Annotated in this window: 13 protein-coding genes; 8 read left to right on the plus strand and 5 right to left on the minus strand. The window is 60.0% G+C overall.

Annotated elements, in window-relative coordinates:
• Positions 1-72 precede the first annotated feature (72 nt).
• The 5 genes from PQQ86_RS02250 to PQQ86_RS02270 all read left to right on the plus strand — a co-directional run bounded on the left by PQQ86_RS02250 (position 73) and on the right by PQQ86_RS02270 (position 5,352).
• On the plus strand, positions 73-762 hold the full coding sequence (locus tag PQQ86_RS02250; protein WP_408264598.1) for a TetR/AcrR family transcriptional regulator: 690 nt from the start codon (positions 73-75) through the stop codon (positions 760-762).
• 109 nt (positions 763-871) lie between these two features.
• Positions 872-2,692 carry an alkyl sulfatase dimerization domain-containing protein gene (locus PQQ86_RS02255; protein WP_408264599.1) on the plus strand — a complete coding sequence of 607 codons (1,821 nt, stop codon included), beginning with the start codon at positions 872-874 and terminating at the stop codon, positions 2,690-2,692.
• Positions 2,693-2,775: 83 nt separating this feature from the next.
• Positions 2,776-4,428 carry a long-chain-fatty-acid--CoA ligase gene (locus tag PQQ86_RS02260; protein ID WP_408264601.1) on the plus strand — a complete coding sequence of 551 codons (1,653 nt, stop codon included), beginning with the start codon at positions 2,776-2,778 and terminating at the stop codon, positions 4,426-4,428.
• A 112-nt stretch (positions 4,429-4,540) separates the two neighbouring features.
• The gene (gene gloA, locus PQQ86_RS02265) at positions 4,541-4,927 is read left to right on the plus strand and encodes a lactoylglutathione lyase (protein WP_054037722.1); all 387 of its coding nucleotides are present in this window, start codon (positions 4,541-4,543) and stop codon (positions 4,925-4,927) included.
• Between the two features lie 26 nt (positions 4,928-4,953).
• On the plus strand, positions 4,954-5,352 hold the full coding sequence (locus PQQ86_RS02270) for a hypothetical protein (RefSeq protein ID WP_408264603.1): 399 nt from the start codon (positions 4,954-4,956) through the stop codon (positions 5,350-5,352).
• Positions 5,353-5,456: 104 nt separating this feature from the next.
• Here the strand turns inward: PQQ86_RS02270 and PQQ86_RS02275 are convergent, their stop codons facing one another.
• The 5 genes from PQQ86_RS02275 to glyQ are packed head-to-tail and all read right to left on the minus strand — an operon-like array spanning position 5,457 to position 10,869.
• Positions 5,457-6,338, minus strand: a complete 882-nt coding sequence (locus PQQ86_RS02275; protein ID WP_408264605.1) for a M48 family metallopeptidase — start codon at positions 6,336-6,338, stop codon at positions 5,457-5,459.
• A gap of 44 nt (positions 6,339-6,382) precedes the next feature.
• On the minus strand, positions 6,383-7,141 hold the full coding sequence (locus PQQ86_RS02280) for a lysophospholipid acyltransferase family protein (RefSeq protein ID WP_408264607.1): 759 nt from the start codon (positions 7,139-7,141) through the stop codon (positions 6,383-6,385).
• 40 nt (positions 7,142-7,181) lie between these two features.
• Complete coding sequence (gene gmhB, locus PQQ86_RS02285; RefSeq protein WP_408264608.1) at positions 7,182-7,736, minus strand: D-glycero-beta-D-manno-heptose 1,7-bisphosphate 7-phosphatase; 555 nt, start codon at positions 7,734-7,736, stop codon at positions 7,182-7,184.
• A 10-nt stretch (positions 7,737-7,746) separates the two neighbouring features.
• On the minus strand, positions 7,747-9,846 hold the full coding sequence (gene glyS, locus PQQ86_RS02290) for a glycine--tRNA ligase subunit beta (protein ID WP_408264610.1): 2,100 nt from the start codon (positions 9,844-9,846) through the stop codon (positions 7,747-7,749).
• A gap of 15 nt (positions 9,847-9,861) precedes the next feature.
• Positions 9,862-10,869, minus strand: coding sequence for a glycine--tRNA ligase subunit alpha (gene glyQ / locus PQQ86_RS02295; protein WP_169490305.1), 1,008 nt, complete (start codon positions 10,867-10,869; stop codon positions 9,862-9,864).
• A gap of 681 nt (positions 10,870-11,550) precedes the next feature.
• Between glyQ and PQQ86_RS02300 the strand changes: the two genes are divergently transcribed.
• The 3 genes from PQQ86_RS02300 to PQQ86_RS02310 all read left to right on the plus strand — a co-directional run bounded on the left by PQQ86_RS02300 (position 11,551) and on the right by PQQ86_RS02310 (position 16,440).
• Positions 11,551-12,015: a hypothetical protein gene (locus tag PQQ86_RS02300; protein WP_408264612.1), complete on the plus strand. Its 465-nt coding sequence runs from the start codon at positions 11,551-11,553 to the stop codon at positions 12,013-12,015.
• A 373-nt stretch (positions 12,016-12,388) separates the two neighbouring features.
• Positions 12,389-14,494, plus strand: a complete 2,106-nt coding sequence (locus tag PQQ86_RS02305; RefSeq protein WP_408264614.1) for a S8 family serine peptidase — start codon at positions 12,389-12,391, stop codon at positions 14,492-14,494.
• A 98-nt stretch (positions 14,495-14,592) separates the two neighbouring features.
• On the plus strand, positions 14,593-16,440 hold the full coding sequence (locus tag PQQ86_RS02310) for a tetratricopeptide repeat protein (RefSeq protein ID WP_408264616.1): 1,848 nt from the start codon (positions 14,593-14,595) through the stop codon (positions 16,438-16,440).
• The last annotated feature ends 159 nt before the right edge of the window (positions 16,441-16,599 follow it).

Consider the following 16,599-nt stretch of genomic DNA (forward strand, 5'->3'; position numbering starts at 1 on the left):
TCCGGAATTCAGATTCCGGTTTGCCGTGAGTCTTCATTTTTCTCAGAACAGCGAACCGAGGCTGAACACCGCATGACGACGACTTCACCGCGCGGCCGCGAAGCGCAACCCAGCGCCATCGCCGCGCCACGTCAGACGCGCAGCCAGCAGGGGCTCGTTCGCATGCTGCAAGCCGGACGCGAGCTGATCGAAGCGAGCGGCAATCTCGACGATCTGTCGATCAACGACATCGTCGAGCGTGCGGGTACGTCGATCGGCGCGTTCTATCGGCGCTTCGACAACAAGGACAGCTTCTTCGAGGTCGTCCAGGACGCGGCGATGGAAGAGGGGCTCGAGCACATCCGCGAGACCGTCGAGCGTGACCCGGCCTGGCGTTCGAACGACGCGGGCACGCTTGCCGATGCGGTCATTTCGTTTTACGTGATGACGTTCCGGCGCAATCGCGGGTTGTATCACGCGTCGTTGCTGCGGGCGTCGCAGCGCAAAACCAGCTGGGACGCCGTGAAATCGACCAATCACGAGGTGCTGGCGATGATCGTGCCGCGTCTCGTCAGCGCGTTGGCACAGTCACGCCGCATCAAGACCAATGACACTGCAACCCAGGCGCTCGAATTCGAAGTGCGCGCCACCCTGCAAATGATCCTCGGCATGCTGGTCAACAGCGTGCTGAACGACCCGGGTCCGTTGTCGCTCTCCAGCCGGCAATTGCGGTCGTGGCTGCAAATCCGGCTTCGGCGCTGCCTTGGTTTACCGGACGACTGATTTTTTTGCCCAAAAATCGGAATCAGAATTCCGATTTCATTAATCGAAAACACAGCCAGATGCCGCGCGATTTCCATTACGCGCAAACACATAGTCAAGGAGACACCGTATGAGCTCATGTTGCCCCGAACGGGTCCGCAATCCCGCCTTCGACGCGCCGCATATCGGCGAACCGCTCGATGTCGCGTTCGACGCAGGCGTGAACCTCGCCTACGCCATCGCCGCGCCGACCGTGCCGCCGCGCCTGACCGAACACTCGCAGCGCATGGCGCAACGTATCTATCGTGTCGCCGAACGCGTGTATTGCGCGGTCGGCTACGCGATCGCGAACATCATCTTCGTGGTGGGAGACGACGGCATCGTGGTCATCGATGCGACTGAGGCGGTGTCCGCTGCGAAGCGCATCTATGAGGACTTCTGCGCGATCGATCCGCGTCATGCCGAGCTGCCGGTCAAGGCGGTCGTCTATACGCACAACCACACGGACCACACCGGCGGCGTGCGCGCTTTCGTCGATGAAGCCGCGCTCGAGGCGGGCAGCGTCGAGATCATCGCGCACCGCTCGTTGATGGACACCGTGATCAACAACGCGAACCTCGTGGCACCGATTCTCGCCACGCGTTCGGCCTACAGCTTCGGCACGCTGCTGCCGGCCGGCGCGACGGGCAAGGTCAACGCGGGCATCGGTCCCGTGTTGATCGCCGAGCCGGCGAGCTTCTTTGCGCCGACCCGGGTGTTCGACGACAAGCTCGATATCGTGTTGGCAGGCGTACGTTTCGAGTTCCGCTACGCGCCTTCCGAAGCCGACGACGAAATCGTCATGTGGCTGCCAGAGCTTGGCGTGCTGCTGTCGGCGGAAGTGATCCAGGGCGAGTGTCTCGCGAACGTGCACACGCTGCGCGGCACGCGTTATCGCGACCCGGTGCGCTGGTATCAGACCATCGACATGATGCGCGGCTTCAACGCGGCGCATATGGTGCCGGCGCATGGCCGTCCGGTATCGGGCGCGCAGTATGTCGCCGAGGTGCTGTGCGTGTATCGCGACGCGATCCAGTTCATCCACGATCAGACCATTCGCCACATGAACTTCGGCCTGAGCCCGGACGAACTCGCCGAGGCCATTCCGGCGCTGCCGCCGCATCTCGCGGAGCATGCGTGGCTTGGCGAGTACTACGGCACGGTCAAGCACTCGGTGCGGCAGGTGTACAGCGGTCAGCTCGGCTGGTTCGATGGCGATCCGGCGTCGCTCGATCCGCTGCCGCGTGCTGAACGTTCGCAGCGCATGGTCAAGATGATGGGCGGCGTGGAAGCGGTGCGCGCCGCTGCGCGTATTGCCCTGGGCGACGGCGACTGGCGCTGGGCTGTGGAACTGGCCACGCTGCTGGTGCGCCTCGATACAACCGATGCCGACGCGCGCAACATCAAGGCGAGCGCGTTGCGCGAGTTGGGCTACCGCACGGTGAATACCAACTGGCGCAACTGGTATCTGAGCGCGGCGCGCGAACTCGAACACGCCTACGACGAACTGCCGTTTGCGGGCAGCTCGAGTCTCGCCTCGACGGACGTGTTGCGCGCCCAACCGCTGCGCAACGTGTTCCAGCGCTTTAGCGTGAATGTCGATCCGGAACGTTGCGCCGACGTGCAGATGACACTCGCATTCCGTGTGACGGATCGCAATGAAACGCATGCGCTCGAATTGCGGCGTGGCGTGTTGCAGATTCATGAGCGCACACCGTCGGTGATTGACGTACAACTCGCGCTGGAAACCAGCACCCTGTACGGCATGCTGCGCGACATGGCGTCGCAGTTGCCCAAGTGCCTCGAGAGCGGCACAGTAGTGCTGGAGCGCGGCACGGCCGAGCAGTTGCGCAGATTCTTCGACTGCTTCGACCGGCCCGCGCGGCGTATGCCCGCACTTACTACGCGATAGAAACAGCGCGGCTCGCATCGGCGTGTCGGCGCAGCAGCACATCGTGCGTTGACGCATCGCGATGCGAAACCCAAGGAGGAGACATGGAAAAAATCTGGTTGAAGTCCTATCCGCCAGGCGTGCCGGCGGAGATCGACACTACACAGTTCAGTTCCCTCGGCGATTTGCTGGAGCGGAGTTTCCAGGCGCACGCCGCAGAGCGCGCGTTCGTTTGCATGGGACGCGAGTTGACCTACGGCGAACTCGATGCGAAGTCGCGTCACCTTGCGGCGTGGTTTCAATGGCTAGGTCTTGCGCGCGGCGCGCGCATCGCCGTGATGCTGCCGAACGTATTGCAGTATCCGATAGTCATGGCGGCCGTCCTGCGTGCCGGTTACGTGGTGGTGAACGTCAATCCGCTGTACACGCCGCGAGAACTCGAGCATCAGTTGAACGACAGCGGCGCGGAAGCGATCGTGCTGCTCGAACCGTTCGCGAAGACGCTCGAGGCTGTGCAAGCGCATACGTCGGTCAAGCATATCGTGCTGACGTCGATCGGCGAGATGCTCGGCGCGGGTAGTCCGGAGGTTGCGGACAATGTGCCGCCGACTTCGTGTATTGCGCTGAACGATGCGATCGCGCGCGGTTCGGACGCGGGCTTCACGCCCGTCACGCTTACGCAAAGCGATGTGGCGGTGCTGCAATACACCGGTGGCACCACCGGTGTCTCGAAGGGCGCCACCTTGCTGCACGGCAACCTGATCGCCAACGTCCTGCAATCGGAGCTGTGGCGCGAACCGGTGTATCGCGGGCGCGTCGACATCAAGCAGTACATCACGGTCGTCGCGCTGCCGCTGTATCACATCTTCGGGCTGACGGTCTGCGGTTTGCTGACGATGCGTTGCGGCGGCATGGGCATCCTGATTCCGAATCCGCGCGATCTGCCGGGGCTCATCAAAGCCTTGCAAGGCTACGCGATCAACTCGTTTCCCGGCGTGAACACGATGTACAACGCGCTGCTGAACGAACCTGACTTCAAGACGCTCGACTTCTCAAAGCTGGTGCAATCGAACGGCGGCGGCATGGCGGTGCAGCAAGCCGTCGCGCAACGCTGGCAAGCGCTGACCGGCGTGCCGATCGTCGAAGGCTATGGGCTCTCGGAAACCTCGCCGTGCGCCACGACCAATCTGCCGACGTCCACCGCGTTCACCGGGACGGTCGGCTTGCCATTGCCGTCCACGGAAATTTCGATTCGCGACGACGCCGGCAACGACGTGCCGCTCGGCGAGCGCGGCGAAATCTGCATTCGCGGGCCGCAGGTGATGGCCGGCTACTGGAACCGTCCCGACGAAACCGCGAAGGTGATGACGCCGGACGGCTTCTTCAAATCCGGCGACATCGGCGTGATGACGGAAGAGGGTTTCGTGAAGATCGTCGATCGCAAGAAAGACATGATTCTGGTGTCGGGCTTCAACGTCTATCCGAATGAAATCGAGGACGTGGTGGCGAAGCACCCGGGCGTGTTCGAAGTGGTGGCGGTGGGCGTGCCTGACGCGGAGGCGGGTGAAGTGGTGAAGCTTTACGTCGTAAAGAAAGACCCTGCGCTTACCGAGGCGGACATTCTTGCATTCTGCAAGGAGCAACTGACGGGTTACAAGCGCCCCAAGATCATCGAGTTCCGCAGCGAACTGCCGAAGACCAATGTCGGCAAGATTTTGCGGCGCGCATTGCGCGACGAGGTGAAAAGCGCGAGCTGAAAATGGGCATGCCACGCGTTTCGCCGCATGTCGGCACGTGTGGCGCGCTCTGCAGCGCGGCGCGATTCCGGGTACATTGTCGTTCTCGACATCACGCACTAGGGAGTACACAATGCGCCTGCTTCACACCATGCTCCGGGTCGGCGACCTGGACCGTTCGATTGCCTTCTACACCGAGCTGCTCGGGATGAAATTGCTGCGCCGCGATGACTATCCGGACGGTAAATTCACGCTGGCTTTCGTCGGCTATGAAGACGAACGTGACGGCACCGTTCTCGAACTCACGCACAACTGGGACACGCCGAAGTACGACCTCGGCACCGGCTTCGGGCACCTCGCCGTCGAAGTCGCCGACGCATACGCCGCCTGCGACAAGATCAAGGCCCAGGGCGGTAAGGTCGTCCGCGAAGCCGGCCCGATGAAACACGGCACCACCGTGATCGCTTTCGTCGAAGATCCGGACGGCTACAAGATCGAGTTCATTCAGAAGAAAAAGTGACGTAAGCAGCGGGGCGAAGACACGCAATGAATAACGGCAATCCCTACTTCAAAGAACTCGACGACATCCACGTCGAAATCCAGACTTTGTTCGACGGCTCCGCGGATCACGGCGCGCTGGATCGCATCATGGCGCGCTTCGCTCCGCAATTCACGCTGGTGATGCCGTCCGGTCTTACACTGGACCACGCGGGCCTGCGCGAGATTTTTGCGAAGCTGAACGGCGCGCGCCCCGGCTCGCAGATCACGATTCGCGATATGGAGATCGTGTCCGAGTATCCATCGGGTGCCGTGGTGAAATATCGTGAGTATCAGCGCGACAACGCGGGCAATGCGAACGTGCGGCGCTCGACGGCGGTGATGGATCTGGACGTGCACGGCAAGGTGACGTGGCGTCACTTGCAGGAAACCTTCTGCACGGAGTGAGTGGTGGGTTTCAGAAAGTCGGTGCTTCGCGTTGAGGCGCCGGCTTTAAGTCTGCATGGCCGAAGTCCTGAAGGCCGAAGAAGGCCGAAGAGGACTTGAAGGCCTCAAAGTGTCGGCAGCAATTCCGGAGGATGCGACTTCAACGTCTGCCGCGCTTCGCGGAATTCCGGAAAAATCGATTCCACAGTCTCCCAGAAGCGCGGACTGTGATTCATCTCGCGTAGATGCGCGAGTTCGTGCGCAACGACGTAATCGATAATCGACAGCGGGAAGTGAATCAACCGCCAGTTCAGGCGGATTTTCCCATCGCTCGAACAACTGCCCCAACGCGTGGCCGCCGAAGAGAGTGCATACGCGCGATAGTTGACGCCCAGCTTCTCCGCGTAGATCGCAAGGCGCTCGCCGAACAGGCGCTTTGCTTCGCCTTGCAGCCACCCTTGCACACGATCCTTGATCTGCTGCGGGTCCGCTTGCAGTGGCAGCGGCACTTGCAGTGCGGCTTCATCCGCGTCGAACGCGAGCGTGCCTTGCGGCGCACCGAGCTTCACGCGCACCGGCTGGCCGAGATACGGCACTTCAGCACCATCTTTCCAGTCGACCTTGGGCAACGCGCGCTGTTCTACACGCGTTTGCCATTCGATCAGCTTCGTAAAAATCCAGCGCTGCTTTTCGGTGATCGCGGTTTCGATATCGGCAAGCGTGACCCAACGTGGTGCGGTAATCATCAGGCCGGTGCTGTCGATAGCAAAGCCGATCGAGCGGCGTGCCGAGCGCTTGAGCGCATAGTGCAGCGTGCGCGAACCGATGGTGAGGCTGCGCAGCCTGGTGCCGTCCGGTGCGAGCGGCACGGCCGGCTGCTGCCCGCCCTGCGAGCCCGCCGACGGTGAAGGGGACGACGACATCGACCCCGGCTCGGCGAAGAGCGGGAGATCGAGCTGCCGGTTATCGAGCGCCGCAGCGGGCTGCGACGTAGGAGACTTCTGCATCGGATTCGGCTTCGCGCAAATGCGCCTTCGAGGGCGCGGGCGCGTCAGATTGGTGCGGCGGCGGAGGTGCTATCCGCCGCGCGGTACGCGGTAGGATCGAGGCGACGCATTTCAGCTTCGATCCACTGTTCGACGCGCGTGTTCACTTCATCGGGCGTGAGCCCCGTCGTGTCGATCGGCTTGCCGATCGACACTGTGACTATACCCGCATATTTGAGAAACGAGTTGCGCGGCCACACACGTCCGGCGTTGTGCGCGATCGGCACGACTGGCGCGCCGGTAGCAATCGCAAAACGCGCGCCGCCGGTTTTGTACTTGCCTTGCTTGCCGGTCGGCGTACGCGTGCCTTCCGGAAACATGATCACCCAGGCGCCTTCGGCCATGCGCTGCTTGCCTTGCTTGATGACCGATTCGAACGCGTACTTGCCTTCCTTGCGGTCGATGTGAACCATCTTCAGCATGCCCAATGCCCAGCCGAAAAACGGCACGTACAGCAACTCGCGCTTAAACACGTAGCACAGCGGCCGCGGCATCAGCGCCGGAAACGCCAGCGTTTCCCAGGCCGATTGATGCTTCGACAGCAGCACGGCCGGACCATTGGGCAAGTTCTCATAGCCCTCGATCTTGTAGCGGATGCCGTTCAGCCAACGCACCGTGTGAAGCGTGGCGCGGCACCAGCCGGCGGCCATCCAGTAGCGATTGTCGGCGCGCATGAACGGAAACGCGATGAAGCACGCGGTTGCATACGGCACCGTGAAGAGCACGAAGTAGATCAGCAGCAGCAAAGAACGAATGAAACGCATCGTCGTGGTCAGTGAGGGTTGGGGACGCGCGTGGTGCGCGTCACTCGTGAGCGTCGGAAAGGAAGTCGAGTGCGAACGCGCGCAGGTCGTCGTGCACACGCGTCCCCTCGGGCAGGCCGCCGGCTGCGAGCGTCTTGCGGCCCTTGCCGGTCAGCACCAGATGCGTCGGATGGCCAAGCGACGCGCCCGCTTGCAGGTCGCGCATCGCGTCACCGACCACCGGCGTATTGTGCGGATCGACTTCGAAACGTTCGGCGATCATCTTCAGCATGCCGGGCTTCGGTTTGCGGCATTCGCAGTGATCTTGCGCCGTGTGCGGGCAGAAGAACACGGCGTCGATGCGGCCGCCGACCGCCGCCGCCATGCGATGCATTTTCAGATGCATCGCATTGAGCGCGTTCATGTCGAAGAGACCGCGGCCGATACCCGACTGGTTGGTCGCGACCGCCACGCGATAACCCGCCTGGTTCAGGCGCGCGATCGCTTCGAGCGAACCGGGCAGGGCAACCCATTCGTCCGGCGACTTGATGAACGCGTCGGAATCGACGTTGATCACGCCGTCGCGGTCGAGGATCACCACTTTTTTGGTCGGCATGGCGCGGGGCTCAGGCGGCGAGTCGGGAAATATCGGCGACGCAATTCATCTGCTGATGCAGTGCGCCGAGCAAGGCCAGACGGTTGGCGCGCAACGCCGGATCTTCGGCGTTGACCATCACGTCGTTGAAGAACGTGTCGACCGGTTCGCGCAGCGCGGCAAGCGCGGTGAGTGCGCCCGTGTAGTCGCGTGCGGCGAGTTGCGATTGCACGCGCGGCGCGACCTGTTCGAGCTGTGCGTACAAGGCTTTTTCGGCCGCTTCGGTCAGCAGTGCAACCTGTACACCGCCGGTCGCCAAACCTTCCGATTTCTTCAGGATGTTCGAAATCCGCTTGTTGGCTGCCGCGAGCGAGGCCGCTTCCGGCAGCGCTGCAAATTCGCGCACTGCATCCAGACGCGCGACGATGTCGTCGAGGCGCTTCGGGTTCAGTGCCAGCACCGCGTCGATTTCACCCGGCGCGTAGCCGCGTTCGCGCAGCAGACCGCGCAGGCGGTCCATGCTGAATTCATAGATCGCTTGCGTCGAATCGGCGACGCCCGGTACCGCGGCGAATTGCGCGTAAGCGGTGCGCAGCAGTTCGATCAGGTCAACCGGCAATTGCTTCTCGACCAGAATCCGCAGCACGCCGAGCGCATGACGGCGCAGCGCGAACGGGTCTTTCTCGCCGGTGGGTTGCAGGCCGATGCCCCAGATGCCGACCAGCGTTTCGAGCTTGTCGGCGAGTGCGACGACGGTGCCGGTTGCCGTGGCCGGCAACGCATCGCCGGAGAAGCGCGGCTGATAGTGTTCCGAGCATGCCAGCGCGACTTCTTCCGGCTCGCCGTCGTGGCGCGCGTAGTACGTGCCCATCGTGCCTTGCAGCTCGGGGAATTCGCCGACCATATCGGTGATCAGATCGGCCTTGGCCAGACGTGCAGCGCGCTTCGCGAGCGCGACATCCGCGCCGATCAGCGAGGCGATTGCACCCGCCAGCGCTTCGACGCGCTCGACGCGTTGCAGCGCCGAACCCAGCTTGTTGTGATACACGACGTTGGCGAGCAGCGGCACGCGGTCGGCGAGCGGCTTCTTCTTGTCCTGCTCGAAGAAGAACTTCGCATCAGCCAGACGCGGACGCACCACGCGTTCGTTGCCTTCGACGATATCGCCAGGCGTTTTCGTTTCGATGTTCGACACGATCAGGAAGCGCGAGCGCAGCTTGCCGTTCGCATCCGTCAACGCGAAGTATTTCTGGTTCGTCTGCATCGTCAGGATCAGGCATTCCTGCGGCACTTGCAGGAATTCGTCCTCGAAACGGCAGGCGTAGACCACCGGCCATTCGACCAGCGAATTCACTTCATCCAGCAGCGATTCCGGCATCACGACCTGGTCGCCGTCGGCTTGCGCCAGCAGATGCGTGCGGATGGTTTCTTTGCGGTCGGCGAAATTCGCGACCACGCGGCCCTTGTGCAACAGCGTATCGGCGTACGAATCCGCGTGCTGGATCTGTACGAGTCCTTCCGACAGGAAGCGGTGGCCGAGCGTGGTGTCGTCGGCATCGACGCCCAGTGCCGTGACCGGCACGACCTGTTCGCCGTGCAACGTGGTCAGGCGATGCACCGGACGCACGAACTGCACATTGGTGCCGTCCGGGCGCTGATACGTCATTACCTTCGGGATCGGCAGCTTGGCGAGCGTTTCGTCGAGCGCGCTTTGCAGGCCTTCGGCAAGCGTGGCGCCCGGCGCGGCGTAGCGCAGGAAGAAGGCTTCGGTCTTACCGTCCTGCGCGCGCTCCAGGTCGTTCACCGAAAAATCGGGGAAGCCGAGCGCGGCCAGTTTCTTGGCGAGCGGCGCGGTGGGCTGGCTGTCTTTATCGAGCGCGACGGAAACCGGCAGCACTTTTTCGCGCACGTGTTTTTCCGGCGCGACTGAGCGCACGTTTTTGATCGTGACAGCGAGGCGTCGCGGCGTCGCATAACGTTCGAACGACAATTCGCCTTCGACCAGGTCGCGCGCCGCGAGGCGCTGCGCAATGCCTTCAGCGAAGGCGTCGCCGAGACGCGCGAGTGCTTTAGGCGGCAGTTCTTCGGTCAGCAGCTCGACGAGCAGGGTAGCTTGATGGGGTTGAGTCATTTCTTGATGTTCTCGTCAGTCCGGATCGATCTTGCGTTCGATTTTCAGCGGCGGTGCCCACGCGGGCATTGCAGCATCTTGTGCGTCGGTCGTGAGGCCGGGCACGCCGTGCACCGGATTGCCGAGCATCGGGAAACCGAGCTTTTCGCGCGAGTCGTAGTAAGCCTGTGCGACCAGACGCGACAGCGCGCGAATCCGGCCGATGTAGGCCGCCCGTTCCGTGACGGAGATCGCCCCGCGGGCGTCGAGCAGGTTGAACGTGTGGCCGGCCTTCAGTACCAGTTCATAAGCGGGCAGCGCGATCTGCGCTTCGATCATGCGCTTGGCTTCCGCTTCGTAGCTGTTGAAGAACGTGAACAGCAGATCGACGTTCGCATGCTCGAAGTTGTAGGTGGATTGTTCGACTTCGTTCTGGTGGTACACGTCGCCGTAGGTCAGGCGGCGGAGTTCCGGACCGTTCGGGCCTTGCTCTTCCCACTCGGTCCAGACCAGGTCGTAGACGTTCTCGACCTTCTGCAGATACATCGCGAGACGTTCGAGACCGTAGGTGATTTCGCCCAGCACCGGCTTGCAATCCAGGCCGCCGACCTGCTGGAAGTAGGTGAACTGGGTGACTTCCATGCCGTTCAGCCACACTTCCCAGCCGAGGCCCCAGGCGCCGAGCGTGGGGTTTTCCCAGTCGTCTTCGACAAAGCGCACGTCGTTCTGCTTCAGGTCGAAGCCGAGGGCTTCCAACGAGCCGAGGTACAGATCGAGGATGTTTTCCGGCGCCGGCTTCAGCACCACCTGGTACTGGTAGTAATGCTGCAGGCGGTTCGGGTTCTCTCCGTAGCGGCCGTCTTTCGGGCGGCGCGACGGCTGCACATACGCGGCGCGCCACGGTTCCGGACCGATTGCGCGCAGGAAGGTGTGGACGTGGGACGTGCCCGCGCCGACTTCCATGTCGATCGGCTGGAGCAACGCGCAACCCTGTTTGTCCCAGTAGGACTGCAGTGTCAGGATGATTTGCTGAAACGTGAGCATGAAGTGCCTTTCGGGCATGGGGCCGCGCCGTAAGCGCCGAAGCGCACAGGCTGGCCGTGGAGCGAAGTGCTAAACCGTAGATTTTAACGGAAAGGGAGGGGGGTGTCCGTTTTGCGGGGTCTGACGGGAACTGAAGGGTTCCTTGGGCGACAAAAGGGGTGTTTCGGGCAGGTTTCATAGTTCTTTCGACTCGCGATGAAACCGTTGGCCGATGTCGTCAGCGCACGCACGCATGCATGCATGCGCGTCGTGTCGATTTGGTCGTCTTTTGTTTCAACTGGGCACGGCAGTGGGTTGACCATGCACCGATCGTAGTCGAGTGCCGGCGTCCGTTGCACGATAACCAGTAAAGAGCGCCTGCAGGGCCGAATGTAAAGATTAGTTATAATTTTCGCGTTTAGCTTGGCCAGTTGATCCTCTCAAAAAATAGTTGATTTACATTGTTTCTGCCGTTAGACAAAACGGCGCGGGTGTGAGAGCTCGTAGCGATGTAACCGCACTACCCGCGAGAGTGGGTAGTGCTCCGCCATGCGCGCCTTTCTATGGGCGGGCCGTGGTGAGGGAGCCTTGCGGCTCGCCGGTTATGGTTTCATCGCCCGGTCTCTCAAACTCGCTACGTGCCCGCTCACCCCATCTGTTGGCGAGTGTCGGGCGATTCAGGAACAAACCGGAAATCGCACTATGACCAAAACCACTAAAAAGACCCACCCCGCAACACGTCCTTCCGTTGATGCTCTCCAGTACGAAAAACTGGCACTATCAGCGCACAACTTGTGCGACCGCCAGTTGGACCAACTCAGGAGACTGGCTATTCTTGCAGCCTCAATATGCAGGAGTCCTTCCATGACAAGGGAGGAGCGACAAAGCCAGAAAGCGCTATTGGAACCGCTGGTTGAGACTGCCGAGGGATATGAAAGAGAGATTGAATGCGACCGCGAACTGTACCAGGTAATCGCCCTTGACGCTAAGGGGGTTCCTCACAGTCGCATCACGGCCAACGTTGCGGCGAAACTGCTTTCCGAGGCTGCACAAGTGGCAGGGCAAGGTTGGATTGACACGGAGCAAAGTATGAACGCAACGCGCAAGTCTGTGCTGGCAAGACCTACCGCGAGTGCTGGTGAGCAGCAGGCAGCCGTGCAGCACTAACCAGGAATAGTGGCTACCACGCCACAGCAATAAAAAAGGCGCGAGCAATCGCGCCTTTTTTATTGCATCAACAGCATGCCCACAGTCGTACACGCTCCGGTGATTTTCCCCTGAGGATAAATAGACGTCCCTGATGGCTTTACTCGCCCACGCTATTTAGGCTCCTCCATTACGAATGATTACAACGCTAACGCGCCGATTACAGGTGGTGAAGTGTCATAGCGCATGCGCGTCGTTGCTAATCGTTCGCTGTGAGTCTTCCGAAAATAAAGATAGGACCTGCGCCGAAGTCTCACAACAGGTCCGCATGTGGTCGCGACTCAGGGCGCAGCATCAAAAGCAGGAAACAGGGGCAATTTCGTTTGCAAACCGTATGAAAAATGTGCAAAAGAAGAGACAAGAAAATAGGCGGGAACGGTCCCGCAAAATCAGTGCGATCCGTCCGCGATGGTGCAAAGTAAAGGCAGGTCGAGTGTTTGCAAGCACCGCCTGCATCTCGCTTGCACTTGCAGCATGTGGCGGAAATAGTGGTGATGATGCGGCAGTTCCCACGCTGCCGATAGCCGAGGGCGTCGCGGCACCGGATGCGGCAAGCTCCGGCGAGGTTTCCTTGAATCAAAAGGCCCTGGTCAGCATAAGTGGTCTCCAAACGACCGAATCGAATGATCGATTCATTGTTAAGTACAGGAGCGGCACATCTGAGTTGGCTTCAAAGGATACAGTTCAGCCGAGGCTCGATAGGCGAACGAGCGGCTTCATCGTGAAAGCAAAACATTTGCGACGCCTAGGTATTGGAGCAGACGTAATTGCAAGTGATCGAAAGTTGAACGCCAAGGACGCTGAAGCTTTTATGCGCAATATTGCGGCCGACCCCGACGTGGAATATGTCGAAGTCGACACGCCAATGCAAGTCAACATGGTCCCCAACGACACGGACTACGACAGGATGCAGTGGGCATACACGCCAAGTACGGCAACTCGAACCTTCATTGGCGGCATACGGGCTGAAGGTGCATGGGACATCAGCAATGGGTCTGGAGTTGTCATAGCCATGCTAGATAACGGCGTAACGAGTCATAGCGACCTCGATTCCAATATTCTGCCCGGCTACGACTTTACCGCAGGGAATCGAGGCGGCAATGGATCGAATCTCGGTACCACGACAGAGGCCTGTCCTGTTACCTGGCACGGCACCCACGTTGCCGGCATCCTCGCGGCAGCAACCAACAACAGCAAAGGTATAGCCGGAACCGCGTGGGGGGCAAAGGTAGTGCCAGTTCGTGTACTAAACGGATGTGGTTCGGGTCTAATGTCTGATGTTGCTGACGGGATTGCTTGGGCTTCTGGTGGCGCTGTTGACGGTGTTCCCACGAATGCGTTCCCAGCAAAAGTTCTTAACCTGAGCCTCGGAGGAAACGGGACTTGCAGCTTCACCTATCAGAATGCAATCAATGATGCAGTAAAACGCGGGGCCTCGGTTGTTGTTGCGTCAGGAAATAACAATCTGAATGCGGAGTTCTATCAACCAGGCAACTGTATGAATGTTATCGTCGTGGCCGGACATAATGCTAATGGTAATCGCGGGGCTGACGCTAACTACGGACCGGTCGTCGATATTTCTGCTCCGGGAGAGAACATATGGTCTACGTGGAACTACGGGACGGCATCGCCGAGCGTGGGCGACGCGTACTCGTACCTGACGGGCACCTCCATGGCTACCCCCTTTGTGTCCGGGGTTATTGCGCTTGCTCAAGCGGCGGCACCCAAGCCCCTGACACCTGGAGAAATGCGAGCCCTGATCATGCAAAACGCGCGCGCATTTCCCGTCGGGCAGCTGGATCAACCCATCGGTGCAGGTATGCTCGACGCAACGGCAACCGTCGCAGCCGCCAAATCGGGAAAGATTCCGGCGGCCGCAGACTTTACGTGTAGGGAGGCGCCAAATTTGATGCAACTGACATGCTCGGACAATTCGTCCAGCAGAGGTGCTTCTATCGTATCTCGGACTTGGACATTTGGCGACGGTACAGTATGGACAGTGCCGGACGCGCACCAGCCATACCATAATTACGAATACGCCGGGAATTACGATATATCGCTGACACTTACGGACACTACCGGCGCCGTGAGTACACTGACGCGCATGGTTCCAGTTCGACCGCCGCCGATAACTGAATTGGTCAGAAATGTCGCAGTCCAAATTTCTGCGGCCGCCTACGAATTACAGTACTATGCGCTCACTGTCCCGGACGGCGCAAAAGGTCTCACGCTTACGTTGTCGGGAGGGAGTGGCACGGCGACGATGTATGCACGACGTGATTCACCTACTACTACGCATTCTCTTTGCGAGGCCACTATAGCGAATGGAAGCAGCAATACTTGTTCATTCGCCACGCCGCAGGCGGGAACGTATTACATAGTGGTCAACGCGAGCACCAAGGTCACTGGCATTTCCTTAGTGGGAAGCTACGCGCAATAAGTCAATCCGATACCAAATCGACGCCCTTATGTAGCAATCCATGCTGGCGTCGTTCGATATTGACGGGCCATAAAACATTGCACTTCAGATCTTAGCCTATGTCCGAGAATCAATTCCCCGCGCAGCTTGAAGTAGACGGCTGTCTTGCACGCGCTGACGCGCATTTTCGCAATGATCATATGCCGGAGGCACTGGCTGCCTATCAGGAAGCAATAGTTCTATCTCCTGAGAACGTGCACGCTCTTCATCAAGCGGGACTCGCCAGCTTTCATAATGGCCAGTTGGAGCAGGCGCGGGTGTTTGTTAATCGTGCATTAACCATAGCGCCAAAGCGTGCAGATATCTGGGAACATGGCGGCTTGCTTGCGGCATCAGGCGGGGATCATGTGGCAGCTGAAGCGTTCTATCATCGTGCGCTTGGCTTGAGTGGCAGTACCGCCAGTCTCCACAGGAATCTCGGCGACTGCCTGCGATCAGCCGGACGTTTAAGCGAGGCAATCGTTCAATACGAGAACGCACTTGCAATCGAACCTAAGTTGCATCACGCCGTTCGCGCGCTGGCAAGAATCAGCACCGAACTAGGCAAATTCTCGCATGCAGCGGATTACTGGACGCGCGCGTGGGCGATCGACTCGAAAAGCCTTGCTGATGGTCTCGGTCTGATAGCGGTGCTCGCAAAAGCCGAACGTCATGCGGACATCGGGGATGTTGTGGAATATATGCGAGCACACTTTGCGGCCGATGCAACGGCACTCAAAGAACTTTCGTACGCGCTCAACAGCGTTCATCACTTCTCGGAAGCCATCAGCGTGGCCGAACAAGGACTTGATGTCGACCCAGAAAGCGCATGGTTGCATCACAACGCGGCCTATGCATTCGCCGTACTCGGCAACCCGTCAAGGATGCGGGCACATAGTACCGAGGCTGTGCGCCTTTTGCCGGACAACGCACATATGCAGTACAACCTCGCCCTGAGTCAGCTTCAATCTGGCGATTTCGAGCCAGGATGGAAGGGACAAAAGTGGCATGAACACCTGCCGCAGAATCACAACCTTGTTCGCCCAGATTTCCCCGAATGGGCAGGGGAGTCTGTTGTGGGACGGAAGTTTCTACTGATCGCCGAACAGGGGCTGGGAGATCAGATTCAGTTTTTACGTATGGCCGATTGGCTATGCCGGCAAGGCGCCGTCGTTGATGTTTGGGTTGACGTGCCCATTGGAGATTTGGCGCGTGGGGCGAGCGGCGTTCATGCCGTGTGGACAGAAGAGCCACCCAACGCTTACGATTTCTGGTGCCGCATGCTGCGGGTTCCAGAACACATAAAACTCGACCTACCGATGCTCCCTGTCGCCATGCCGTATCTCACATCGACCGAGGACCGAGTTCGACATTGGCAGAGCTATCTCGACAACATTTCACCCGTCAAAGTGTCTAAGAGGATGCGCGTCGGACTGGTGTGGGCGGGAAATCCTGAATACAGCTTTGACCGATATCGGTCAATCAAGTTAGACGCGTTGCGACCTTTGCTGCGACATGCCGGTGTGACCTGGTTTGCACTTCAAAAAGGCGAGCTGGAGCATGAAGGGGAAGCGCTCGCGGGTGAGTTCGATTTCCATACACTCGGGCCAGCCATCTCCAATTTTTCCGATACGCTTGCTATCGTACAAACGCTTGATCTGGTCATCACCATTGACACCTCGGTTGCACACCTGGCAGGTGCGGCGGGACGGCCAGTATGGGTACTCCTCCCTACTTGTACAGATTGGCGATGGCTGGCTGATCGAACTGATAGCCCTTGGTATCCATCGATGCGGCTGTTCCGTCAACAGCGGCTAGGCGATTGGGGGCCGGTAGTTGAGGACGTACTGAGGGCGTTGGGCGAATGGTGCAATGCCCCTTGCCCTCGGCAGATTGGCGCGGGTGCGGACGAGGCGCAAGAGTCGTAATCAACGGACAAAAAATGGCCCGCCGAGTGGCGGGACCTGGAAAGTCATTCGCGATCTGAGGGCCGCGCGAGCGCAGTTCTATTCGACGCGCGATTACTTCCATGCTCTCAGTCCTGTAGAGGCACATACCTTCGCCTATGCCCGTGCTGTACAGCGCGC

Source organism: Paraburkholderia sediminicola (assembly GCF_046026675.1).
GTDB lineage: Bacteria > Pseudomonadota > Gammaproteobacteria > Burkholderiales > Burkholderiaceae > Paraburkholderia > Paraburkholderia sediminicola_F.